General features: G+C 44.0%; 22 protein-coding genes. 16 read left to right on the top strand and 6 right to left on the bottom strand.

The genetic code is table 11. The annotated features are described in order from the left end of the window. From QUB61_RS22195 to recG, 4 genes are all read left to right on the top strand, one after another. On the top strand, positions 1 to 216 hold a 216-nt coding region (locus QUB61_RS22195; protein ID WP_333132191.1), incomplete at its 5' end, for a hypothetical protein. Positions 217 to 254: 38 nt separating this feature from the next. Beyond that, on the top strand, positions 255 to 632 hold the full coding sequence (locus tag QUB61_RS22190) for a hypothetical protein (RefSeq protein ID WP_015211765.1): 378 nt from the start codon (positions 255 to 257) through the stop codon (positions 630 to 632). A gap of 57 nt (positions 633 to 689) precedes the next feature. Then, the gene (locus QUB61_RS22185; RefSeq protein ID WP_333132190.1) at positions 690 to 2,381 is read left to right on the top strand and encodes a relaxase/mobilization nuclease domain-containing protein; all 1,692 of its coding nucleotides are present in this window, start codon (positions 690 to 692) and stop codon (positions 2,379 to 2,381) included. 472 nt (positions 2,382 to 2,853) lie between these two features. Next, positions 2,854 to 4,938, top strand: coding sequence for an ATP-dependent DNA helicase RecG (gene recG, locus QUB61_RS22180; protein ID WP_333132189.1), 2,085 nt, complete (start codon positions 2,854 to 2,856; stop codon positions 4,936 to 4,938). Between the two features lie 366 nt (positions 4,939 to 5,304). Here the strand turns inward: recG and QUB61_RS22175 are convergent, their stop codons facing one another. The 4 genes from QUB61_RS22175 to QUB61_RS22160 all read right to left on the bottom strand — a co-directional run bounded on the left by QUB61_RS22175 (position 5,305) and on the right by QUB61_RS22160 (position 9,162). After that, complete coding sequence (locus QUB61_RS22175; protein WP_333132188.1) at positions 5,305 to 5,934, bottom strand: TIGR02646 family protein; 630 nt, start codon at positions 5,932 to 5,934, stop codon at positions 5,305 to 5,307. After that, a complete protein-coding gene (locus tag QUB61_RS22170; RefSeq protein WP_333132187.1) occupies positions 5,921 to 7,291 on the bottom strand; it encodes an AAA family ATPase in 1,371 nt (456 codons plus the stop codon). Before QUB61_RS22170 ends, QUB61_RS22175 begins: the two co-directional genes overlap by 14 nt. Positions 7,292 to 7,583: 292 nt before the next feature. Then, positions 7,584 to 7,844: a nuclear transport factor 2 family protein gene (locus tag QUB61_RS22165; protein ID WP_333132186.1), complete on the bottom strand. Its 261-nt coding sequence runs from the start codon at positions 7,842 to 7,844 to the stop codon at positions 7,584 to 7,586. A 298-nt stretch (positions 7,845 to 8,142) separates the two neighbouring features. Then, complete coding sequence (locus QUB61_RS22160) at positions 8,143 to 9,162, bottom strand: hypothetical protein (RefSeq protein WP_333132185.1); 1,020 nt, start codon at positions 9,160 to 9,162, stop codon at positions 8,143 to 8,145. A gap of 196 nt (positions 9,163 to 9,358) precedes the next feature. Between QUB61_RS22160 and QUB61_RS22155 the strand changes: the two genes are divergently transcribed. The 11 genes from QUB61_RS22155 to QUB61_RS22105 all read left to right on the top strand — a co-directional run bounded on the left by QUB61_RS22155 (position 9,359) and on the right by QUB61_RS22105 (position 15,554). Beyond that, complete coding sequence (locus QUB61_RS22155) at positions 9,359 to 9,853, top strand: hypothetical protein (protein ID WP_333132184.1); 495 nt, start codon at positions 9,359 to 9,361, stop codon at positions 9,851 to 9,853. A gap of 42 nt (positions 9,854 to 9,895) precedes the next feature. After that, positions 9,896 to 10,147: a hypothetical protein gene (locus tag QUB61_RS22150; protein WP_333132183.1), complete on the top strand. Its 252-nt coding sequence runs from the start codon at positions 9,896 to 9,898 to the stop codon at positions 10,145 to 10,147. Between the two features lie 3 nt (positions 10,148 to 10,150). Next, the gene (locus QUB61_RS22145) at positions 10,151 to 10,846 is read left to right on the top strand and encodes a siphovirus Gp157 family protein (RefSeq protein WP_333132182.1); all 696 of its coding nucleotides are present in this window, start codon (positions 10,151 to 10,153) and stop codon (positions 10,844 to 10,846) included. 109 nt (positions 10,847 to 10,955) lie between these two features. Further along, positions 10,956 to 11,222 (top strand): hypothetical protein, encoded by a 267-nt coding sequence (locus QUB61_RS22140; RefSeq protein WP_333132181.1) that lies wholly within the window; start codon positions 10,956 to 10,958, stop codon positions 11,220 to 11,222. Between the two features lie 61 nt (positions 11,223 to 11,283). Continuing rightward, positions 11,284 to 11,985 (top strand): hypothetical protein, encoded by a 702-nt coding sequence (locus QUB61_RS22135; protein ID WP_333132180.1) that lies wholly within the window; start codon positions 11,284 to 11,286, stop codon positions 11,983 to 11,985. A gap of 28 nt (positions 11,986 to 12,013) precedes the next feature. Further along, entirely contained in the window at positions 12,014 to 12,211 is a 198-nt protein-coding gene (locus tag QUB61_RS22130) for a hypothetical protein (protein WP_015211755.1), read from the top strand. A 2-nt stretch (positions 12,212 to 12,213) separates the two neighbouring features. Further along, the gene (locus QUB61_RS22125; protein ID WP_333132179.1) at positions 12,214 to 12,462 is read left to right on the top strand and encodes a hypothetical protein; all 249 of its coding nucleotides are present in this window, start codon (positions 12,214 to 12,216) and stop codon (positions 12,460 to 12,462) included. Between the two features lies 1 nt (position 12,463). Further along, positions 12,464 to 13,276, top strand: a complete 813-nt coding sequence (locus QUB61_RS22120; protein ID WP_333132178.1) for a hypothetical protein — start codon at positions 12,464 to 12,466, stop codon at positions 13,274 to 13,276. After that, on the top strand, positions 13,249 to 13,965 hold the full coding sequence (locus QUB61_RS22115; RefSeq protein WP_333132177.1) for a hypothetical protein: 717 nt from the start codon (positions 13,249 to 13,251) through the stop codon (positions 13,963 to 13,965). Before QUB61_RS22120 ends, QUB61_RS22115 begins: the two co-directional genes overlap by 28 nt. Continuing rightward, entirely contained in the window at positions 13,949 to 14,680 is a 732-nt protein-coding gene (locus QUB61_RS22110; protein WP_333132176.1) for a hypothetical protein, read from the top strand. Before QUB61_RS22115 ends, QUB61_RS22110 begins: the two co-directional genes overlap by 17 nt. Before the next feature lie 22 nt (positions 14,681 to 14,702). Continuing rightward, positions 14,703 to 15,554 (top strand): ThiF family adenylyltransferase, encoded by an 852-nt coding sequence (locus QUB61_RS22105; RefSeq protein WP_333132175.1) that lies wholly within the window; start codon positions 14,703 to 14,705, stop codon positions 15,552 to 15,554. 97 nt (positions 15,555 to 15,651) lie between these two features. On the opposite strand, the gene QUB61_RS22100 is transcribed toward QUB61_RS22105, so the two are convergent. Both QUB61_RS22100 and QUB61_RS22095 read right to left on the bottom strand, forming a co-directional pair. Further along, positions 15,652 to 18,918, bottom strand: coding sequence for a hypothetical protein (locus QUB61_RS22100; RefSeq protein ID WP_333132174.1), 3,267 nt, complete (start codon positions 18,916 to 18,918; stop codon positions 15,652 to 15,654). A gap of 313 nt (positions 18,919 to 19,231) precedes the next feature. Continuing rightward, entirely contained in the window at positions 19,232 to 19,462 is a 231-nt protein-coding gene (locus QUB61_RS22095; protein ID WP_333132173.1) for a hypothetical protein, read from the bottom strand. Between the two features lie 145 nt (positions 19,463 to 19,607). On the opposite strand from QUB61_RS22095, the gene QUB61_RS22090 reads away from it, so the two are divergent. Further along, positions 19,608 to 23,486: a hypothetical protein gene (locus QUB61_RS22090; protein ID WP_333132171.1), complete on the top strand. Its 3,879-nt coding sequence runs from the start codon at positions 19,608 to 19,610 to the stop codon at positions 23,484 to 23,486. Positions 23,487 to 23,581: the final 95 nt, after the last annotated feature.

Below are 23,581 nucleotides of genomic sequence, written 5' to 3'. Positions count from 1 at the left end.
ACTTACTGGGCTAGTTTTTCTAGCCCATCATACTTCCTGCTTTTTGTCAACCTTTTTTACTGGACTGGCGCTCTAGTGGCAAGGGAAAATTTTCCATTGGAAAGACTGACATCGAGTTGCCATGCCTTAAAGCCCCTCCAGGCAACAAGCGAGCGGCAAGTGGCTGAGGCGCGATTGCCCGGAAGCGCACGCTACCCGATCGCAGCCGAAGGATAAAGTTCGTTACCCAACACCAAATAGCGAGCAAACTAGCCATGTCGAGATCCAAACGAATCAAAAGAATAGCCGTATACCTAACGCCAGAAGAACTTCAACTTGCTGAGACAATGGCTAAAAATCTCCAGGTGAGCATCAGCAGTCTGTTCCGATACCACACTTTTAAACAACAACATCAACCAGCTTTGTGCCAAAAATTAGCCGAACTTAACCTCCGCCTCAAACCGATTGCCCTTGCTACAGAACAAGCATTATGGATGGGGGAAAAAATTACACAGCCAGCCAACTTTGAGGATCTGATTGAGCAAACTTTGGCACTGCTCAAGCAAGTACAGCAACAGCAAATGAACGTACCACTTCTAATGAATTTAAGCGATATTGAGGAAAATTTAGAAGCTCCTAGCGAAAACTTTTAATAAAAACATCCACAAATCATCACTTTTTTACTACACAAGTTTTAAGTTTAGTAAATAATGATTGGCAAGCAGAAAATCGGTAAAAGTTTTACCCCATTGCTCAATTACCTCTTCTCCAAAGAAGGAGCTTCACTGATTGGAGGAAATATGGTAGGAGAAAATGTCCAGGAATTAGCTGCTGAGTTTCTGTTCTCCAAACAACTCAACCCTAGAGTTGAAAAACCAGTTTACCATGCGACCTTAAGCGTGCCGGATGGCGAGTATATCCCTGATGCCAAATGGCGGGCGATCGCTCTAGATTACCTAGAAGGAATGGGACTGGATAAAAACCTATTTGCTATCATCCGCCATACCGACCGCGACCACGACCACATTCACATTGCAGCCAGCCGTATCAAATTGGATGAACGAGGAACTTGCGTCTCAGATAGCTGGAACTATCTACGCAGCGAAAAATTGATTCAAGAATTGGAAGAAAAGTACGACTTGACACCAGCTTCCCGCAGTTTTGATAAAGAACGCCGTTCTCCCACGACTGGCGAACACCGACGGTTAGCAAGAACGGGGGAAATCAGCACGCGGGAACAACTGCAAACAGCACTAGATAGAGCAACCACTGACAGTCCCGCGCTCGCTCTTTTGATTGACCGACTCGTTGAACAAGGCATTAGTGTAAAAATAGAACCTACCCCTGCAGGCGAATTAGGCATTAGCTACAAATTAGGCAATATTGCTTTTAGCGGCACTCATTTAGGCAAAGCTTACACCTTCAAGGGGCTGCAAAAATACAGAGGAGTCACTTACTCTGCTAATACTGACATAAATGTGGAAGCCATTCCCCCATTGCAAGAGCGAGAATTGAACGAAATTTTGGAAACAGAAAACTCTAAACCAAATAGCGACGCGAACACTGATAGTGATGCTGATGACTGCGGCGAAATGAGGAACAGCAGCATCGAGAGCAATTCTTCACCAATATACTGGCAAAGCTACTCTAACATTGACAGGCCAGAGCGAGAAGGAAGCAGCACAGGGACTTCCTCAGAAACCGACAAAGATTCTTTAATCTCTGAGTCAGAAGATGTAGGCAAACCCGACTCGCCCAACGATCGCGAAACATCGGGGTTCGACTCACTTAACTGGGAGTCTGTACGAAGCAATTTAATAGAAAATGCTTCTCTTCCAGTCGAATTAATCGACCTGCTACACGACAGGGGATGGATAGACGCAGACAGCCTGAACCGCCCTGTATTCCAACTCCGCACTCTTGCAGGAGAGTACAGAGGAACCTGCACCTTAGACGCCAATGGAAAATTTTCCATTGACAGTCATGGGGAAGGCTCATATCAAGGAGGCGACAACAGTGAAAAGGGAGTTTTCTGGATAGCGGTTCAAAACAATATTCAAAGAGCCATTATTGCCAGCAACCCGGTAGAACTCCTGTCTGTAATTGCCTTAGATCCAGATTTCAATAAGAGACCGACTTTATACTTAAGCATTGATGCGGTTTCTTCGCTGCCAACCGACTTTCTTAAGGAAGTAGAAACTATAGTAGCCGGCTTCAAAGGAGATCGAGATGGCGATCGACTGTCAAAAGAACTTATTGAAACATTCCCCCAATCAAAGCGAATCAATCCAGGCTTTGCCGGCTGGAACGCAATCTTAGCATCTCAAGAGCAAGAAACAGAAAATGGTTTTAACGATCGTGATGAAGCAATCGATCACAATTTTGGCGTAATTTTGGATTAATCAAAGCTCACTATTAGTATTTTACGCAGCTTTCATGGGGCCAGGAAACGATGACTGAAGTTGGGCGATAAACAAATTGCTTATTTTTACGACGCCCTTTTCGACTTGTTTGAGCAGTAAAACCGTCGTTGCAACCCACCTAAAAACCAAACAATATGCTATTTGGAAAAGAGCTTTTTCCAAACCGGCTTGTCCAAGCCGTGACTCAGACTCTATTATCAGTAGTGTGAAAGAGTGGAAGCGCCACCTTAAAATTATGAATCTACGTCACTTACTTCTCTCGACTGCGCCCTAAATCTTCGTGCAACCAGCGAGAATGGAACTCTGCTTTGTTAGAAGTAATGGAAGGACTAAAAGCAGTGTATCTCCCAATTAAATTCAGCGATTTGCCATTGGTGAAGTGGCTGCTAGCGCAGCATTATGAATTGCTTACTAACAAAAATTTGAATTTGAGAAATTCCCAACTATCATCATGAAACTGCATTCACCCATTTGCGATCGGCCAGGGTTAAGCCGAAGCAATTACAAAATTCTAGAAAGGCTGGGAATTGCAACGGTACGAGACTTACTGCTCTACTTTCCGCGTGATTACATCAAATATCGACGAGTAAAAATTTATCAGTTGAAAGTAGGCGATTCAGTCACGCTTGTAGGTAAGATTCAAAATCACGAAGTAGTCAGTCCGCCTAAAAATACCCGGCTAACAATTCAGACTATTATTGTCAAGGACAGAACCGGGAAAATAGCCTGCAAGCGTTTCTTCAACCACCCGTACTACCAATCAAAAAAGTGGAGGAACGAGCAAGCCGCCACCTATGTTGCTGGAGGCATTGTTGCTATATCTGGGATAGTCAAAGCCGATCGCTATTGCGGAATGACATTAACTTCCCCTGAAATCCGATTAATCGGTCTAGACGAAGCCAAAAATACGAAAAATTCAATTATCCCAATTTATCCTTTGACAAAGGGAGTTAGCAATGAAATTGTCCAAAATGCAGTAACCTCAGCTTTGGAATCTGCCAAGCTGCTAAATGACCCCCTGCCACAGGAGTTCAGACGACAACATGCTTTGATGGAATTACAGAAGGCGATCGCAAACATCCACCAGCCCCCAGATGAAACCCAACTAGAAGCTGCCCGCCGTCGCCTGGTATTTGATGAGTTTTTCTATCTCCAGCTATCGTTTCTCGTGCGTCGCCACCGACTTTTGGCGCGATCGGCTCTTACAAAAATAACTCCTGCTGGCCCTCTAATCCAACAGTTTTACTCTCAACTTCCCTTCTCGCTTACCTCAGCTCAACGTAGGGTGATTAACGACATTCTCAACGACATGACTTCCAAAACGCCGATGAACCGACTGGTACAGGGGGATGTCGGTTCTGGTAAAACAGTTGTTGCTGTCGTTGCTATCCTCGCTGCCATCCAGTCTGGCTACCAAGCGGCACTTATGGCACCTACAGAAGTGCTAGCCCAAGAGCATCACAGGAAGATTGCGGCGTGGTTTGAACGCCTTGGCGTTTCTGTTGCATTGCTGACGGGTTCTACCAAAACCGCCAAGCGCAGAGAAATCCACGCCCAATTAGAGACGGGTGAACTTTCACTATTGGTAGGAACTCACGCGCTTCTGCAAGAGAAGGTCAACTTCAACAAACTCGGTCTGGTAGTCATCGATGAACAGCACAGATTCGGCGTGCAGCAGCGGCAGGATTTACTGAACAAGGGAAACAGACCTCACGTTCTGACGATGACCGCGACTCCTATTCCGCGTACTTTAGCACTGACCTTGCACGGGGATTTGGATGTCAGTCAGATTGACGAGTTACCGCCCGGTCGTCAGAAAATTCACACGAAAGTGCTTAATAAAAGCGCTTCAGCATACGATTTAATCCGCCTTGAGGTACTTCGAGGTCGTCAAGCGTACATCATCCTTCCCTTAGTGGAAGAATCGGAAAAGCTAGATTTAAGAGCAGCGGTAGCAGAATACGATCGACTCTCAACAGAAATCTTCCCCGAATTTAGCGTAGGATTGCTGCACGGTCGGATGACATCAGCCGAGAAAGATGAAGCGCTCAAATCATTCCGCGACAACAAAACCCAGATACTCGTTTCCACCACTGTGGTTGAAGTGGGCGTGGATGTTCCAAATGCTACAGTTATTTTAATCGACCATGCCGATCGCTTTGGCTTGGCTCAACTGCACCAGTTAAGAGGTCGCGTCGGTCGGGGTTCGCACCGTTCCTATTGTCTGCTGCTAAATACCAGTAAAACAGCAGAAGCCAAGGCACGTCTTGAGGTGTTGGAAAAATCCACTGACGGGTTCTTTATTTCGGAGATGGATTTGCGGCTGCGCGGGCCGGGAGTTGTGATGGGCTATCGCCAGTCGGGAATCTCAGAATTTGCTTTGGCGAATATACTAGATGATGAGGATTTGCTGAATTTAGCTCGTGAAATGGCAGTAGCAATTGTTAAGAGTGACCCGAATTTAGAAGCGTATCCGTTAATGGTTGCAGAACTCAAAAGACTGGGGCTGACGAGTTGGAATTGTACTCTTAATTAATGTCTATCAAAACATTGTCAAAAGCTACCGCCAAGTTTTGGCTGAGTGCAGCGATACTATGGAATGTGATCGCACAATTAGATTTCAAACTGTGAATATAGTGATTGCACTTTACTCTCCAAATATTGGTCGTACCTGCAATCTCTAGCAGTTTCAATTAGAAACTCTGATAAATAAGGTTTATTGATTACAACCTGTAGCTTATGTCGCATCCATAGCGGTCTAACGATGCCGATCACCCGCCGCAGACAACCTCAAAGTCACAACAGAGAACCTTTTGGGGATCAGACTCATGGACGATCTTGTTATGTGTCGGCTTTTGTTTGCGATTCAGCACTGAATTCATAACCATTTAAAGAGTTGCTTTCAAGATTGAAGCCAACTTCTCAAGATATTAATTACCACTGGGGTAAAAGGTTCCATCTTACCCTGTTGGGGTTGTGATAGGTCACTGATTAACATCCTTAACAGTTCTTCATCCTCTAAATCTTCATTGGGATCTATACCGTTTGTCCATAACAAGGTATTAGACAATTGCCTACGTTTTTCGATCAGGGAACGGTTATTTCTCTCATGATCGCCCAGGTTTAAGACTTGAATTGTCACCCTTGCTTGCTTGCTTAACCCTTCAACCCGACCACTAATTTTGAATCGAAGTTCTGTTTCACATTCTGTCATCAGAGGAGTTAGGGGTAGGTACTGAGATTTATGAGCATACCCGCATTGACTGGGGGTATTACAACTAGCGACAATATTTGAAAAGTCGAGCGTGCGTCCAGGATTCAGCTTTTGAGCTTCTATATGCTCATTATGGCAAGCATCAATGTTTGGGATTTGCTGGCAGCAATAAGCACAAAGATAAAATTGTTCTTCTAGGATATGTTGTCGAATAATTCGTCGGATATCTTCAGTTAACTCGTTGTAGCGTTTATGAGGGTTTGTTCGTTTCCAGGCTGCCAAACAAGGCGGTTCTGCCTCTTTTCTAATGGTTCGCATGACGCAATTCTTGTTTACGGAGAAGTAGTTTAGCTTTGACCAATTCGAGATGATTGGCAGGTAATTCCTCAGTTAATTCTGCAAGTAGTTCTTGAGCCTTGCTTAGGTTTGAATCTTGTATAGCATCCAGCAGATCGTTCAATTCAGCATTGATTTTCTCATTACGGATGCTGGTATCCATGACATCTAATAAGACAGTATTAGCATCTTGCCCATACTGAGACGGCAATTGTCGCAATTCACCATTGGCTAAAGTGTAAACCAAAACATTTTTACAGTCGCTGATCACTAGAGGTGAATGAGTAGTCAGGACAAACTGACAATTTGGGAAAGTCTCGATTAGGCGATCGCACAGGCTGCGTTGCCAAGAGGGATGCAGGTGCAAATCAACTTCATCAATCAAGAGGATACCGTCACCTTCTAGAGGATTTTCTAGGGCAGGATTCAGCATGGCTAGACGGCGGGCAATATCACCAACAAGAGCCATAAGGGATTTTTCGCCTTGTGAAAGTTGGGCTACGTTTAGGGTTTTCCCATTTTTGTCAATCGCCATGTAGAGGCGAGGTTTACGATGGACTCTAAGGTTGTCCATATGGGGCATAAATTGGCGAATGGCGGTACGAACTGCGGTTAATTGCCGATCTTTAGCCGAGGCATTGCGTTCGTTTAACCATCGCCATACGTCTTGATTAGTTTCAGCTAGTGGTCTTAGTTGGTTCAGAACATCTCTAGGAATTCCTGATTCATTTTCGGTATCTTCGCGTTCCCGAAACCACTCAAAAAAGCGGCGAAAGTCAACACCCTGACTTAAGGAATTATCGTAACCGTCTAATTGCAAAAAGACGTGCTTAGTCCTAATTTTTAGTGGAATATCGAGTACGACACGCTCGACAGGGTAAAACGCTACTAGGGGAAGGCTAGTTTTGTAATCATGGGTGAGGGCATCACGATAACGGTCGGCTAAGCGAGTGCAGTCGTAGAGGTTGCTGGTGTATTGGGATTTACGTCCTTGTCTGCTTTTTGCTAAAGTCCACTTGAAGTGATGCTCGCTCTCGTTTTGGTTAGAATTGTCTGATACCCCAAAAGAATCACAAATTTCTATTTCAATACTGGCAGCGTTGGCGGCATTGAGTATGTGATCTTCGGGGATAGGATTTCCACTCCCTTTTTCTGTACGTAAACGGGCAATAAACCAACTAATGGAAATAGCTAAGGCTTTCAACACAGAGGTTTTACCAGCCCCGTTATTACCCACAAAGACGGTAATGTTGCTGGGGTTTTGCTCCGTGGGCGCTAAGGGAATTGTCAGGTTTTCAAATAGCCCAATGTTATTTAAGATGACTCGTTTGATTTCCATAGCGGTAGAGTTCAAACCTCTGAAGTTCCCGACATTGACAACAGTACCTCAAACATCACTTGAAAGCACTTATTACCCCCATTATGGACTCAAAACAGTAATCTTAACACTGTCACCCTATTTACCCGCCCGTAAATTGTTAAGAATTAAGAAAGATTCCCGGCGGTTAAAACCGCGTCTCGCTTTCCTCTCAGGGCTAAAGCCACTGAGTTTCTTGCTTCTGGTATTTTTTATGAGTGCGAGCGCCTCTCGCTGTAAGTTGGGTTGAGTCTGTCAAGTCTTTGCTTGTGAATCAGTAGGTAACGTGAAACCAAACATGATTCAATTGGGCGATCGCCTGATCGTTGAAGGATACAATGCGATCGCGGAACATTCCGGTGCAGCTAGATTCTCCAGCAATCGATGGGATCAAAGGAGAAGCCAACTCGAAGTCATCCGCGTAGTGACTCAGGACAGCATCGATGTCATGTTGATTCCAGCCGTCGATCCAACTACGGGCAAAGCTTAATGCGAAATCTGCATTGAGGATCGGCACGATCGCAAAATAGGTCATATAGGTTGACGTACTCAAATTAACCGAACATCAATTTCTAAACAACGACCTACAAGAACGAACGGGCTATCGCATTAAGAAGTCCTCCAGGTAATTACTAATGCTCTTTTCTGGGCGACTCCAACTCACGGACAAGATATTCAATTTGGTAAGCTTCTTCGGCTCTACCGAACTTGCTATGCTTGATGTGTGCTAGAAACAGCCAATCGCGTGATTGGGCAAGGGTTTGAGTTTATGATAGTTTTCTTTTTATTAATTTTTAGGCAAACTATCTCTACATAAGCGTTTCCGCGATTTCTTACATACTAGGTTCGGTAGAACCGCTTCTTCTTAAGTAAGAGTTACGAAATTTATTTTTAGCCATATAAGTAGCTTCCTTAACTGTCCATTGCTTATGCGAAAGCAAATCAACAACATTTTCCAACTGAACTAAACCTCTATAATCACCTGTGATTTGAAAAATAACTCTAGCAATAACTCTACAGCAAGCATCAGGGTATTTGACAACTTGCAACTCAGAAAACCGAATTACCACCCAATTTCTTTCTAATAAAAACTGATTGCGCTGACTATCTTTACCCCTATCCACACAATGATGAGGCTTTCCCGTTCGCCCCTCATAAGGTTCATCAATCTCGATATCTATTGCTAAACCTGTTAGTTGATGAACCAGAATAAAGTCAGCAGTGTAACGAAAAGATGTACCGGGTATAGGAAACTCACCACCCATGCAGAAGTCATAAAACCCAGAGAAATAACGACATAAGTAAACAAAAAACTGCTTTTCACTTACCCCTTGCTGTGCTCCTGCCTTACCCTGACTTGCTGGCGGTTGAACAATTTTTTTCAACAATCTGAAAAACCGCTTATATCGCTCCTGTAGCATAGAATTATATTGCTCCATTTCCTTGCCTTTTGATTGCAAGCTACACAATTGATAACTTTCATATTCAACTAACTGTTGTTGATACTCAGCCAGGAGTTGCTTGTAGCGATCGCGCACTTGAAAATCAACAAACCGCAGATAGGAAAAAGTCGCCACTACACTCACTGACGAACACGTCAGGGACGACCAAAAAGCCATAACACTCATGCCAAACAGCCAGTTAACCAACATTACTACCGCAACACTAGCTATCCAAAGTTGAATTACCAGAGAATAACGAGAATTATTGGAAACTGGCGGTCGCGGCGGAAAAGGCATTTTTTTTGTAGAAGAAGCACCTTCTTCCAAAATAGGTATCGGGTTATCCGCGCAGAACTGACGAATGGAATCGGGGATAAGAATAACTGGGTAAAAGCCTCTTATTTGGCTCATGGTTATGCTTTTTGTAGGCGATCTATAAGCTCAGGCTATGTGTATTTTCAGCCTTTAACCTATTAAATATGCGCGTCGTATCACATCATGCCAAGGAATTACAAACTTCTCTACCTAATTTCCGATGTCATCCACTTATAAATGGGCTAACGCCCAGATATTGGGGTGAAAATAATAATTTGGTACGCAACTACTTATGCCTACAAATCAGCCCAATAATACACAAAAAATTGCCACAGACCGTCTCAAATCCACGCGGGACAAACTGACAAGAAAAATCAAATTGGCATTGAAAACTGCAACGCCCGAAGAAACTCTAGAAGTGTGGATGTTGATGAAACGGCAGGAACTCAAAAGAACGACTCCTGGGTTATCGGAACAGCAGATGGAAAGCGTCGTGCGATCGCTAATCCTAGAACTCGGCTATGACATCATCGCTACCTCAACTGCCTCACCTGCTGCTGCATCGCCAGAACCAGAAGTTCAGACAGATGAAAGCGAAGTGGATGACGCGGATGAGGATAACGATGCTGATTTCACTAACGACGATCTTGAAGGCGACGAAGATAACTTTTCAGAAGAATTATCAGATGTATCTGAAGAAAAACTTCCTTCTCGCAAGCAGCGGGTTCCTGCTTTGAAAAAAGTAGAAAGCTTAAGGGCTTCTACGCGAAATGGAAAGCACTATTAAGCATTGTTGAATTTGAAATCATAGACGAGGTTTTACACAACCGTGTCCCTACAACAATGTGAAGCTGACGACACAAGAAATACACTCATTTCCTACACTAATACTTCTTTGCTGGGAAGAGTGGATTTCAAATCCGACTCCCTAGAACTTATCCCAGAGACGGAAATTTTGGAAGTAGGCGATGAAAGCATTGACTCTCATAGTTTGGAAGACGAACTCACGCCAGGAACGCTAGACATACTCGCTCGCATTGAAACTTTTGATGAGTATTTTCATTGTTGCGGAAGGTGGTAACTAATGTATTTAGCCAAAGATTTGTTAGCCAGATATTCGATACAAGCAGTCGAACTCTGGAATCAATTGGAAACTGCTGAAACTCCCGAAGAAGAGGAAACTATCCTCAAACAACTCTGGGAAATTCAGACAGACCAGGAAATTGTTGTTGACACTCAAGCCGAACTAGCAGACCAACTAGATGCTGAAATTTGTGCCGTAAAAGCACGCTTAAAACACTTAGTAGAACTGCATAATAAGGCAATTGAACGACTGGAACGGTGGCGCAACAGTCTAGATAAAACCCTGCTACAATTTCACTCAATGGGAGTAATTCCTACAGAGATTGTGGGGCGCTCGCGTCACATCCGACTCAAGGAAAATCCGCCAAGTTGCGAAGTATTAATCAATCCTTGTGAATTGCCAACAGAGTACCGCACAGAAAAGCTAGTTGTTACACCCAACAAACGCAAAATCGTAGCGGATTGGAAACAAGGCATTCCCGTTGATGGCACTCGAATTGAGCGTAAACTCAGAGTTGAATACGGAATAGTACCATCAAATCTGACCTCTGCAACTGAGGTAATTTCTAATCGTGCTGCAGCACCAAATACTCAGGAGAATCATTCAACTATAACACAAAATAGTAGGCGAAAAGAAAAGGCGATCGCTAAAGGCGTTGATGGTTCTAACAAGAAGATGAAAGCACGAGCCGGCTAGGGGTAAATCTTCAGACAAACAAGCGTGGGAGGTTTAACTAACAGCAGATAGTTGTTATATCGCTATCTGCTAAACCATTTTTTTGAAGTAATTTAGGACAGCTTAATCCATGAATAAACAAAACAACCATTCCTTTGACATTTCAACATTTGACACCATTACCTACCGGATTTATCGAGGTAAACTTGCCATCTTAATTGAGGATGGAGACAATCGCCTCGATATATCGTTTCCCATAAAAGATGGGCGATTATTCGTCCTCCTTGGTTCTATAAGAGCCGCTGTAGCTGAAGCAATGACCGATTACTTGGAAGTAGAAGCCTACGGAGATGAGCCGCTACTATTATTAAGTGGATCTTTGAATAAGTTTAATTAATACCAATAAGGGGGCTAACGCCCATAAGTAGTATGACAAGCTATTAAATAGCATAGCAAAAATGAAATGGTTGACACCAGAAGAGGCAGTCGCGGCTGCTAATTTATCGGTAACGAGCGAAGAGTTAATTGAGTATACAATTCAAGCCGAAGATGAAGAAACAATAGAGGAAAGATTCCAAAAAATTGGACTGCTATTTGACCGCGATCGCTGGCAAGCCAAAAAACATTATCTAGGTCTCCTCTCGCCAGCTAAAGTTAAAAAACCAGTCGCTACTAAATCATCAACCTCTGCAAGCGATTCAGAATTAATAGATGATGATAATTTGGCAGAGGAAGATGAAGAAAATACTGTCTCTGAAACTGAAGAATCCCACAATTTACAATCCGAACATCAAGAAGAACCTTATATCTTCGAGAAATGTACCGTCGAACTGCACCTGACATTTAAACCAGATGACGGCCATCCAGACGGACGAATTGTAATTATTTCCGCAAGTAGTCACAGGGACTTTCCAGTTAGCGAAAAGATAAGAGAGTCATCATTGGGAGAATTACCGCTACCTCTCAAAGAACTGCTGAAGGAACTTGTAGCAGATTTTCCCAATTGCCAAGTGCGGCGACAGATTGCTAATGCTCGCAACCAAAAGAAAAGAAGCGCTAACTCAAATAAACCTGGAAGCGAAGCAAGTAGCACCACTACGTCTACAACTTCTACAGAGTCTAAAACTACTGGAACGCAACTGACCTTATTTGGGATTTGAACAACATACCTACTTTTGGGATAAAAAAATGACTTCAAAAAAGAAAGTGCTAATTTCCTTCGAGGGACAACAACATCCTGTTGATGAGGAAATAGCAAATGATGATAACGAGCTCCGCAAATTGCTCACAACTTATTACCCAGATTGCGCCAACGCCGACATCATTAGAAAACCTGGAGAATTGATTACAGTAGCAAAACGCAACGGCTCTAAAGGAGTAAAATAACCATGAAAATGACTCCTTTAGAATTCCTCATCAATGCACCAGAGGAAGTCAATCCAGCACTATCTATGTGCCGGAAACTACAACGGTTAGAGCTTTCTGGCGAACTCGATAGCGCGACTATGAAAGAAATGGTAAAAGCTATTGAGTTAGCTATTTCAAAAGGGACAGACGACGTGAGAGCAGTTGAGCAAACCAAGGAACGACTGTTAAATAGTCGCTCTGTAGCTGCTGCAGTTCCAATGGGGTTTTAATATGGCTGCAATTTGGAATGCTAAATCCGCTCTGCAAATATTACAGCAGTGCCAACCAATCATCGATTTTAAATCAGCAACCGATTATTTGTTAGATAAACTGAACACCTATCAGCTACTCAGTCTTTATCAACAAATTTTTCCTTTGGAATGGGAAAAAAGCGAATCGGAACTTTACTCGGAAGATGAAAATCACAGTCCGAAGGAATTGGAGTTTATTTCGCTAGTTAACGAACATTTATTTCCCATTGACGACATAATTTTAGAGGGCGCTTATGAAGAGCGCCTCTATCAAATTCCTGTCTCACCCAAAGGAGTAGACTGGCAAGACCATGAAGAAGGAATTGACGCATTGCGAAGCGGATGGCAGATATTACTGCCGCTTTCGCAGTCAGGTCGGTGGTGGTTGGAATCCGTAGCAGGCGATGAAGGAGAATCGTGGTACGAATGTACGTTTGGATACAGCTTGAAAGACATTGCACATCCCGAAAAAACTAACTTCAGACTTCTCAAGAGATTAGCCCGTCGCGTTGCACCTCCTATCAGCGATTTGCCTACAGCCTTAGCACTCCTTGACTTAAAAACAGGAAATATTTGGCTAGACCAAAGTGTTTGCTGTGAAAGTTACTGGAATCATAATTTTGAATCAAGACCCTGGACAATTGAAGACATTAAATTCCTAGCAAGTGAATGGAAAAAAGCTAGTCAGCTACTAGATAAAGCCTGCGAATTGATTGACTGGATTGAATCTGAGCCTAACACCAATTTCTCACACCTCTTAGCATTATGGAATCTGACATTGCATCTGAAATAATTCGAGAGGTACTGGAGGTAGCCCCCCGAAAATTGTCCACTATTCAAGCCGAACTTCTCTTTATTGAGGGCGGTACTTACATTTTTCACTATCAATCGGGGGACAGTTCCAAGTACAAATGCCTGTCTCCAGCAACTCTGCGAGCAGCTTTTGCCAATACACCCATTGATTCGGGTTGGATAAACCCTGAATCGGGGATAGTACGTTGGGGAACTGGCAGCGCCGGGGAATGGACAATCAAATTCGTGCTACCTCAGAAACACGAAATAAATTTGTTGGAATCAAAGCACTTGGTTTGTTTACCAGCATTGGTGTTCTTGGGGTTGAAATCTGATTACTGGGTTTGGGCAATTAAAGGCTCTAAATTTGACCCGGAAGCAGATGCTTTCCACGTTCCGCTGCCCAATGTCTATTTGCATTCCTATCAACCCTGTGGACGCATCTGCTGGGGAGATAATAAACCGCCTGTAGCTTCGCCCAATACTATTAAAAAAGCTTGGGAATTGTTCATCTCTAGTCCCTTCAACGGACATTTGAGTGACGGCAAATCTAGGGCACAACCCAGTGACGTGCGCTTGCAGCTCGAAAAAGTAGTTAAACGTTCATCTTACCCAGTTAAAGATTTAGTCAGCACGAACCAAACGATTGCCAAATTAGTTTCAGCAATAACTGATGATTGGACCACGTAAACAGAATCACTACAACTTAGAATTTGTCGATTATAAGATTGTCAAACTCGGAGACAATCTGCCGTTTCACTCTAGCAGTATGTTCGAGTATCTGATTGGCAGCAATGGCATCTTTGTGAGAGCGGTTAGACTGGGGTTAGAAGTGATAATTCCGGTGGAGATTTTTACCGCGTCAATCAGAGGGTTAGAACCGATTGAGCCTTTAGTCCGATTAACTCCCGGACGAATCCCTCAGCAGATACTCATCCAAATGTGGAAAGAAAGTTGTATCGCCGCGCTTGCAGAACCACCGTTAGAAATCACTTTCCATATTCATCAGGAACAAGGACAATGGCGGCTCGTAATTCCAGAGCAAACGCAAAGTTCTGCTAAATGTAGAGCAATTGAATACGGTTTAGATTCTTCGTACATTAACGCCACTGTAGAGGTACATTCGCACAATCGGATGGCAGCTTTCTTCTCAGGTGCAGATGATGCAGATGAAGGGGGCTTCCGCATTTTCGTAGTTTTAGGGAGAGTGACTGAATCGAGCGCTGAAATTATTTGCCGCGTGGGAGTTTATCGGCAATTCTGGCACGTTCCGGCTGACTGGATATTTGAATTGCCGAGTTTCATTGCAGATGTCACCGTTGGCGGGAAAAAAGACGATTTGATTTCTAAATTCTACTCTAGTTCTGTTGCGCCATCTTTGTTAGATGACCCAATCGAATTGTAAACAAGATTTGGAGATTTACCCCATGTTTAATTATGATTATTTGGAAGCTTCGCCTCTGATTGTCAGACAAGCTGATTCGATAGATTTTTGGCTTATTGGGGCGGGAGGAACTGGTTCCTGGCTGTCGTATCACATTGCGCGACTGGCACGGAGTTTGGGTAAGTCGGGGAAAAAGGTGCAATTTGCGATCGCAGATCCCGATCGAGTTGAATTCGCCAACATCAGCAGGCAAGCTTTCTGCGATAAGGAAATCGGACTGCCCAAGGCGCAGGCTCTAGCGTTGAGATACTCTATCGCTTGGGGAGTTGACACGACGGCTTTCGTGCAGGTATTTGACCCCAAGCTAATCCGCTACGCCTACGACAAACTGACCATCCTGGTGGGGTGCGTGGATACAGCAGCCGGGAGAGCGGCAATTAATCAGGCTCTGGAGTTAAACCAATTTTACAGCCGTTCTGAAATTCCCCGCGTGTGGTATCTCGATTGCGGAAATCATGCAGCAGCCGGACAAATCTTGCTGGGCAGTTCTTTGGAAACTGACCCGGAGTTCTATCATTTTGGGGGGCTGGGATGTGCTAGGCTGCCATCTCCGATGCTCCTGGCTCCTGACCTTTTGAAACCGAAACCTGAAGAGTTGACAAATAATCTATCTTGTGCTGAGATGGCAGTGCTGAATGTGCAGAGCGAGAGCGTGAATGTTCGAGTGGCGGCTGAGGCGGCGGATTATTTGTACCGGATGGCTGCGGGCAATCTCAAGCGGTTTGCCACCTATTTTGATTTGGAGAGTGGGACGGCGCGATCGCTTTACATTACTCAGCAGTCTGTGTGCGCGGTGGTAAAAGCGATCGCAAGTGAACCAATAACACCATGTTAACCTGATATTAAGCTTTAAAAAAATGTAGCTTTAGCAATTGAATCTACTATGAGCCCTATCACGATTCAAAACTTTATCGCCTGTCGCTCAAATAATTTCAGTTGTCCATGTTTGTCAGCAAATCTCTAAAGTCTGCTATTCCCCGAGCTAATAAACGGTTGATCAAATCCTCTGCCAACCTATGACTGGCCTCATGTCCGCTTTGAAGAGCGGTCAATAGAATAGTGCGGCTGTCCTCCTGATAACAGGAAAAAGACCAGTCCTCGCTTCGGAGTTCATCAGCCATCAAACTCAAGCACTCAACTACAGAGAGCGGCATTAAGGGAGCAAGTGCAACCAAATGAGTTAGCAGCTGGTCATCGTAGTCTATATCTTTAACCAGTCTGATAACGTCTTTTAGTTGAGCGATAGCCCAATTGCTATCAAACTTTCCTGAAGCGAACCACCAGCTAAAATATCTCAAATCTAATGCTTGTAAGTTACTTGCTGTTGCATTTTTGACTTGGCTAACACGCCATTCCCAAAGTCTTTTCAATCGTTGGAGCAAATCAACTTCTACCTCAGAATTTCCATAACGTAGCTGCTCTCCAATCTGCCTCATGAACTGTTCATGATGTTGGCCTGAAGCTTTTGCAAAGAATTTTTCTAGCAACATATCAGAATCACCAAGCTCTAAATCCCCATTCCAGTAGAGATATCGTAGGTGTTCAGCTAAAGCTTCATCCGTTCTTGAGGGATTTTGCGATTCGGGAGTAGCAGCACCAATTTGCTCAATGGCATGGTTGTACTCTTTTCTGAGAATTACAAAGATTATAGAGTTAGGATAATACCAGGAAGTAATGTAACCTTCCCAAGTCGCATCCCACAAATCTTGGAAAACCTCGTCTCTAGGAAAAATCCTATTCAAGTTGCGAGTAGTCCAGTTTGAATCGAGATTTATTAGCTGCGGAAACCCTGCGCCGTAAACAGAGCGGATTGTGACGGAAGGATCGTGTGCTGGATTCAGATGGCGCTCAAAAACTTCCCGTACTTCAGGAATTTTGTCAAAGCTTAATTCTGCCTGCTCCTCTAGGTTTTTATCTGCCTTTGTATGCCGATTTATCCATAGAGCATATTGGAAAACTGCGTGCATTGCTTTGCCCCTAACAGTATTAACAGCAGTCTCAGCATTTGTAGCATTTGAGTAACGATAGTGTGCCTCAAAACCAGGTGTAACGGAATGATCCTCAGTCAGCTGCTCTAGTATTGTCCAAACCAGATTGCAGAATTCAATAGGAATTTCATTTACCCCTATTGGTTGCAGACCACTTTTGATAAGCGTCACTACTTCGTCGCAGATGTAATTCCAGCCCTGATGCCAATCTGTAACCTGGTCTCGACTTCCAAGTATTTCTGACTTTTGTGTTAGTATCCAAGCGCAAAATTCAAGCGGTTGTAACCAAGAGAATGCCTGCCGTTGTCCGTGAGTTGACAACGCATGAGTCAGACCATTTAAGAATCCGCTCCTATATTGCAAGTCCACTTCTTTGAACTGTTCGATTTCGCTTACAAAAAATTCTGGATTTTGAGCAATAGTTTTAGAAAGCTCCATCGACAGACCCGGACGGGATGGTGTGAATAATCTTCCAGAAGGTTCCCATTCCCTCAAAAAATCGAATAGCTCTGAAATAGTCATGAAAGATAGTTCTTCAGCAGACTTTGGGCTGGTAGGCCCTTGCCATACCCCAGTACCTCTAACAGCCTCTAAAGGCGCAGGAGAACCAAGTTCTGTAACCAACTGCTCATATTGCAATTGCCACTCGCTTGAAAGACTACCACTTAAAATTCCTAGCCTGTCTCGCTGCCATTGTTTTACGTAACCAGTTGTGTCCTCTTCACAAACCTCTAATTGATTGGTTGGCCCTTCTGCAATCCAACTTAGAATTGTCTCCTGTACTTCAGAACCAATGTCAGCAAAACGCTCTCTGAGCAAAAGTGCATATTCATGGCAGTAAAGTATCGGCTCATTCAAGCGCGGTTTGTCAGCTAAAGCTTGTGCCATCATGTCGGGAAACTGGTTAGGAAAGCGGCGAAGTAGGTTAAGTCTGATACGATTAAAAATTCGCCAATGATAGCCCTCAATAACTTGCAGCAGTGGCTGCAATTGTTCTGAAGCATTTCGAGCAATCTTTTCTATAGTCTCCCATACCGCAGTTGCTAAAAAGTTCCTTACGTCATACGGAATATTCTGCTGATTACTTTCAAAACTGGGATACCACTTATATGAGTAATCTTCAAAATTTTCAGGCTGGCAAGGGATTTGGGAGAAGCCAATAGCATGATTTAGTAAATTGCAGAGAAGTTTCAATGTTTCATTGGCTGCTACTGCCACTAATTGTGGTATGTGTTCTGTAAGAATTTTTTGATAATTCCGGTCATCGCAGCGCTTGCGTATTCCTAGAAACAAACCATTGCTTTGAGGATTTTGCTGTACATTGAGAAGCTCGTGAGCCAATCGGACTGCTGCATTAATTTGGTGATTGTTTCCTAGATAAACAATCAGTTTACCCAATTTTTCTGGTAATCTAAAGTACAGATAGTTCTGCTCTTTGAGCCATTCTATTTCTTGCTCTACCCAACGAGTCGCCAAATCTGGTAGCATTGCAAGGGCTCCTTCAGCCAAATCTTCGTGTACGAAAGCATTTTTTGTCCCTGTTTTTAGAATCTCTAGTGCAATATCTAGAACTTTTGCTGGTTCTTGAGAAGCCATCCGTGCTAAGTAGCGGGACTGAGGCCATTGCCTAAAAAGAATCCTTCCTGTATCTGTATTAACTTCTGGCTCAGGTGGACTTTTGAAAAAATCTTTGTCCCGAAGTTTGTCGATCCATCCTGGGAAAGACAACCGTTCAAAAAAGTAGCTGATAGCTACAAAGCTATTAGGAACATTAAGGCGAAGGTTTTTTAAATCATCTTTTGTAGGTTCAGGCTTGGATAAAAGCTCATTTAGAAGAATATAGACTCTCGAATAGCGAGTTTCAAATTTGTCAAGGATAATATACAATACTATCTGAATTTCCCTCCAAAATTGTTTGAATCTTTCATCAAGTGGACGTGGCGGGCCAAGATCGTTACGATGTGCGCGACCATGCAAACCATATTCATTTTGTCTACCTGCTAACTTCAGCCAAGTTTGAGCTACTGTCTCTGTTTCAGGAATGCCCAGTGCTTGCAAAATAGCACTAATTTCATCTTTATGAGAAGGAGCCTGATTAGATTGTGAAAATTTATCCCCGCAGCTTGGACACTTAGATAAATTGGGGTTGCTTACCACAGGTTTTGCTAATGGCTCTAACACATCGCGTAACGCACTCTCAATTTCTCGCAATGAGTGAGCTACATAATGTGTTGTGGACTCTAACGGCGACTCCATTTCCATGAGGCGACAGGCATCGCGGTAGAAGGCAGCAGAACCAGGCCCTACAAGGGAGTTTAGCCAGTGGTATATTTGCTCTTGCTGTTGATTGTTAAGGGGATAGGGGCTCATTCTTTACTGTATGGTACTTGTATTATATTTTGTATTATAAAGGGTTTTCCATTAAGGATAGGTCAAAACTAAAAGATATTAAACGTTTAAAGGGCGGCTACCGCCGCCCCATCGAACCAAACACCCCATGCCTCTGCTATGTGTCCCCCTACGCCTAGACCCTATCGATATATGTAGGGTCAGCCTGAATTCGCTCGTCGAAGTCCATATTTTCCCATTCTTCAATAACCCTCCCCGGTCTGTCCATCAAATCCGCAGGAGCACTGCTGGGACGCACGAATGGGTATTTATCCTCATCTTCAGGAGCGATCGCCAATTCCACCAGCTCAGTATCTTCATCTTCAAACAGAGCCGGATTAACAATTGTATCAACCTTTAGTTCCATTTCAATCACCTCAAAAACACTTCCAACGGTCAACACTTGACCGAGTTTCAACCTGTTAAGGCTTAGATAGACTTTTCTTACCTGCCTTACCAACTGTTTCAACAATTCCTATTATAACACCTCGATTCTAGGGAGAAATCAACTCATGGTCGCCACAGTTTGTACCGAACAAGGACTCAAAATACCCGTTTTTGATGCCGCTTACATTGATGCTAAAGGTCGAAATGTAGGAAAATTTTTCAACAACCCAGAAATCCTGCGCCACTCCATTCTGCAAGCAATGTTTCAACCAGACGAACTGAACTCATTAATGATAGTCAAACTTGACAAATCCAATCCTGACCCTCACCAACTACGTGCCAGCATCCACGACCCAGAAGACGGAATTAAGCGACACATGATATTTCAATCTGGCAACAGTTATTACTTTGGTGACGAAACCCTAGCCAAAAAGATAGGAGACTTATTCGTAACCGAAAAAGACACCGCCTGTCGCTACGGTTCCCTTCTAGTCAGCACTTGTATGTCCGGCGTATCAGAATGCGACAACCTGCGAGTAAAAATTGTTGATTTCACCGACCCGCAATATGCTAAATATCGAACCGGAGACTGTCACGGTGCAATCAGTTCCGAATTACTCAAAAGCATCGGCGGCGAGAAAAATCGAGCCAGTCAATTTCGTTTCGCTTGGCTGAGCAGTTGGAATACAGAAAATACAGAATCCACACCCCAAGTCAGCTTTCTGGCTAAAGGAACGCTCCGTCCCGATGACAATTTACTCGACTCCGACGCCGACTCTGAAGGGAACAAACCTCAACTTATTTTAGACCGTTCCAGCATCAAAGGCATCAATAAAAAACAACTCAAAGAACTCATTCCCTGTGGCGATTACGAATTACCAAAAGCCATCCTTGGAAACCGCAAAAACAGTCAAATTGGCATTACTCAAACAAGCTGGCAGTCTACTGGAGTTTGGTTCGACGAAGAAGCCCAAAGGCAAGACTTAGTACCAACAACTAAAGCCGAAGCCCAAAGACTGGCAGCACTGCAACGCGACCCCATGAAATTGCGCCAAGCGATGATTGAAGATTATGACAAGCGCGAAGCATTTTTAGCGCGTTTGAATAAAAAAAAGCTCAAAGAACAGCAGGACAAACTCTCAACTACAATTGACGACGAAATCAACGGTGACAGCGAGGAAAGTACCGAGGATAAAAAGCGGGAAAGACAGGACATTCAAATGCTCAAAGCCGATAAATTCGGACTGATGATAGGCAGTCCCGAATTCACCAATATGGCAGAAAGGTGGCTGGCATCCAAATGGCGAAATCTGGCAACCAGGGGAGCTTTATCAATGACTTCTGCAATGGCTCTACCCTGCGAAGATTTACCCAAAGGCACGGTTTGCGCTAACCATTTAGAAGAAGGAGAATGCGTTCAAGGTCGATTCCCAATTCTCAACAAAGATGGTCTGAGGATATATCAAAATGTACACGCAAAAAACCTGGAAAATATTTCAGAAGAAACCCGCGGTGTCATGTCGAAAATCAAAGGGGTAATTTGGTTCAATCCCAAAGACTTAGAAAAGTTCCATCAAGGAGACTTTGACGGTGACGAACCGTTTGGCATCGAATCTCGAAAAATCCCTCAAATTGCCCAACAAATCTTACCAGCACAAGACGGATTATTTGACTTCGGAGAAGTGGTACAAGCGGAGAAAATTCCCTATACTAAAGCTCGGTATCGAGAAGACGACCCCGAAGTCAGAGAAGGTAAAGTAAAAGCTGGTCAACGCAAATTTACCACCCTAGAACAAATTGGAGTTGCCAGCTCTCAAAATGAAGTCGGAATCGTCGCCTTAGCCATTGGCAAAGTAGCAGCAGCACTCCCCAACCCCGGCGAAGATGAAAAGCTATTTCTCAAGCAGCAAAAGCGATTTATCGCTGCTCTCAGCATTATGGAACAGTACGAAGTTGACTACCAGAAAAACTCGCTGCGGGGTAAAGATGCCAAAGAAGTGAAAGAGAAAACAAATCTAAATCCCGACACTTTACTAGAAAAAGTAGATGAATGGTGCGAGAAACACAAAAGCTGCACTTACTTTTTCCAGTACAAAGGAGACGATCGACTGTACAAACAATTTCCCATGCCCGCCGACTTTCCCAATCCTGTTTACGTCTTAGCCAAAGAAGCCGTTAACCCTTATTGGGAACAGACGCGGCTCATCCACCGCAACCGAGATGAATTTCAGCACATTCTTCCCCCAATTCCGGCTCATTTAATCGTGTCGAAAGACAATCGCCAGCAACTGGATGCTGCAGGCATTGAGTATGAAAAAGAAGGGAAGGAATTGCACGTTTCCTATGAGTACAAAAATGTCTTAGTAGAGAGAGGAATCGAGTACCGACACAGCAAAGAAAATGACCTGCCTTGGGAAGAAAACGAATTGCAATGGGCGAAAGACCTGGTGCAGCGCTTTCAAGAGGACAAAAGCATTATCTACGATCGCACTGGCAGCGATATCAAAACTCGCAAAGAGGAAATGGGCAAACTTTATGACAGTTATCGAGCGGAAATTGACGAAATTTGGGATACTCCTGAAAGAAAAACCAGGGCTGCTCATGCCTTATTCCAAGCTACCCACACTTCCGATAACCTGAGCAAACACCGGACAATTTGCCAGAAGGTAGCAGAGGATTTGGAAATTACCTTTTCCCTACAAGAAGACTACGAATTGCTCCACGAAGCCTTACCGCGAGATGTGTACGTCCTGCAAGTTCCTTTCCAGAAAGTGAAAACTAAAGACGGCAGAACCATTGACCTTCCTAACCAGTGGAAAGACGCACTCGATAGCAAAGGGATTGAATACGAAGCTACTGCTCATCCCGAATTGCCGTTAGTTGAATTCGCCTTCAAAAACTTACCCCAGAGCATGGTGGCGAAACTAGATGCCAAATATGGAGATAATTCCAACGACCATATCGACACCGACTCTTTGAAGGTAACAAACTACTCCGGTAATGAAACCAGACTCCTCATCGTCCCTCCCGTCGATTGTCGGTGGATTGAGTCTCAAGATAAAGCAGGTAGAGGCGCACTTGTCTACAAATTATTCATGGATGAAATCTCCGATGCTTTGTCAAATTATCGGGTAAATCAAATAGAAGTAGTCAATGTCAAACATCCCGATAACGATTACTCAGAGGAAGATTTCTCCAAGTCAAAATGGAAGGATCGGAAAGTAACTCTGCAAGTGGGAACGATAGACTTACCTCCCACTCACGAGAAATATTACCGATTTCAAGGCACTCCCATTATCCAATTGGACGGGAAAAACTTGGGTACATTTTCCCCTGAAAGTCCTAAATTTCCCCCTGGAACCACTTTTGAGGCGACGCTTTCCCCCGACAAAGGCGGCAGGTCGGTTATGCTGAAAGTCGATCGCGAATCGATTCGGTTGCCTGAAACTCAATTGCCATCGATCGATTCACCTGAAGTATCTCAGACTTCTGATTTGGCGAAGCCTGCGGGAAACGCGATTCGCTCAGCGATCCGCCCAAACGGAATCGCTCAAAACAGTAGCACGTACCAACCGCCCAAATTCCAACAAGAACCTGCTTCAAAACCAGAAACGGCAGTTAATGACGGAAAGGGCGACACCACTAACGCTAAAGCTGAAAACTGGCGGCTTTCTCTGCAAGACACGCTCTTTAGCGTCGTGTCGGAAACATACAAGCAACGGCGATCGCACCTTCCTTCCGATAGTACCCAACACTTCAAGTTTGGCGACAACCAATGGACGGCTTACGTGCAGCCGAACGGGGATTGCTTTGTCAGAAACGAGTCCAAGCGCACCGTGTTTAAAGCCAACGTTCACACCGGGGAGGTTCAAATTCCCCTGACAGAGCAAGCAGCGGCTCGTTTTCAAGAGATGATTGTAGAACGGGAAAAAGATTTGGCCCAGTCCCGAACTACTCTCATGCCTGCGACTGAATCGAAACCGAGGGAGTTGGAAATGGTTTAGTCGAGTGGGGGTGGCTGGGTTTTATATCGTTTCCGGTTGGATGGGAATGATAAAGTCAAGGTCAATAATTCCACATTCCCCCACCGACCACGGAT

The organism is Microcoleus sp. C2D2 (assembly GCF_036702495.1).
Classification (GTDB): Bacteria; Cyanobacteriota; Cyanobacteriia; order Cyanobacteriales; family Microcoleaceae; genus Microcoleus.
This window is presented reverse-complemented; position numbering and strand designations above follow the sequence as displayed.

Coding starts and splice junctions, on each gene's coding strand:
- QUB61_RS22190 (WP_015211765.1), top strand. CDS start 255: ATGTCGAGATCCAAACGAATCAAAAGAATAGCCGTATACCTAACGCCA.
- recG (WP_333132189.1), top strand. CDS start 2,854: ATGAAACTGCATTCACCCATTTGCGATCGGCCAGGGTTAAGCCGAAGC.
- QUB61_RS22185 (WP_333132190.1), top strand. CDS start 690: ATGATTGGCAAGCAGAAAATCGGTAAAAGTTTTACCCCATTGCTCAAT.
- QUB61_RS22160 (WP_333132185.1), bottom strand. CDS start 9,162: ATGAGCCAAATAAGAGGCTTTTACCCAGTTATTCTTATCCCCGATTCC.
- QUB61_RS22155 (WP_333132184.1), top strand. CDS start 9,359: ATGCCTACAAATCAGCCCAATAATACACAAAAAATTGCCACAGACCGT.
- QUB61_RS22090 (WP_333132171.1), top strand. CDS start 19,608: ATGGTCGCCACAGTTTGTACCGAACAAGGACTCAAAATACCCGTTTTT.
- QUB61_RS22135 (WP_333132180.1), top strand. CDS start 11,284: ATGAAATGGTTGACACCAGAAGAGGCAGTCGCGGCTGCTAATTTATCG.
- QUB61_RS22165 (WP_333132186.1), bottom strand. CDS start 7,844: ATGACCTATTTTGCGATCGTGCCGATCCTCAATGCAGATTTCGCATTA.
- QUB61_RS22175 (WP_333132188.1), bottom strand. CDS start 5,934: ATGCGAACCATTAGAAAAGAGGCAGAACCGCCTTGTTTGGCAGCCTGG.
- QUB61_RS22125 (WP_333132179.1), top strand. CDS start 12,214: ATGAAAATGACTCCTTTAGAATTCCTCATCAATGCACCAGAGGAAGTC.
- QUB61_RS22120 (WP_333132178.1), top strand. CDS start 12,464: ATGGCTGCAATTTGGAATGCTAAATCCGCTCTGCAAATATTACAGCAG.
- QUB61_RS22105 (WP_333132175.1), top strand. CDS start 14,703: ATGTTTAATTATGATTATTTGGAAGCTTCGCCTCTGATTGTCAGACAA.
- QUB61_RS22140 (WP_333132181.1), top strand. CDS start 10,956: ATGAATAAACAAAACAACCATTCCTTTGACATTTCAACATTTGACACC.
- QUB61_RS22110 (WP_333132176.1), top strand. CDS start 13,949: ATGATTGGACCACGTAAACAGAATCACTACAACTTAGAATTTGTCGAT.
- QUB61_RS22170 (WP_333132187.1), bottom strand. CDS start 7,291: ATGGAAATCAAACGAGTCATCTTAAATAACATTGGGCTATTTGAAAAC.
- QUB61_RS22095 (WP_333132173.1), bottom strand. CDS start 19,462: ATGGAACTAAAGGTTGATACAATTGTTAATCCGGCTCTGTTTGAAGAT.
- QUB61_RS22145 (WP_333132182.1), top strand. CDS start 10,151: ATGTATTTAGCCAAAGATTTGTTAGCCAGATATTCGATACAAGCAGTC.
- QUB61_RS22130 (WP_015211755.1), top strand. CDS start 12,014: ATGACTTCAAAAAAGAAAGTGCTAATTTCCTTCGAGGGACAACAACAT.
- QUB61_RS22115 (WP_333132177.1), top strand. CDS start 13,249: ATGGAATCTGACATTGCATCTGAAATAATTCGAGAGGTACTGGAGGTA.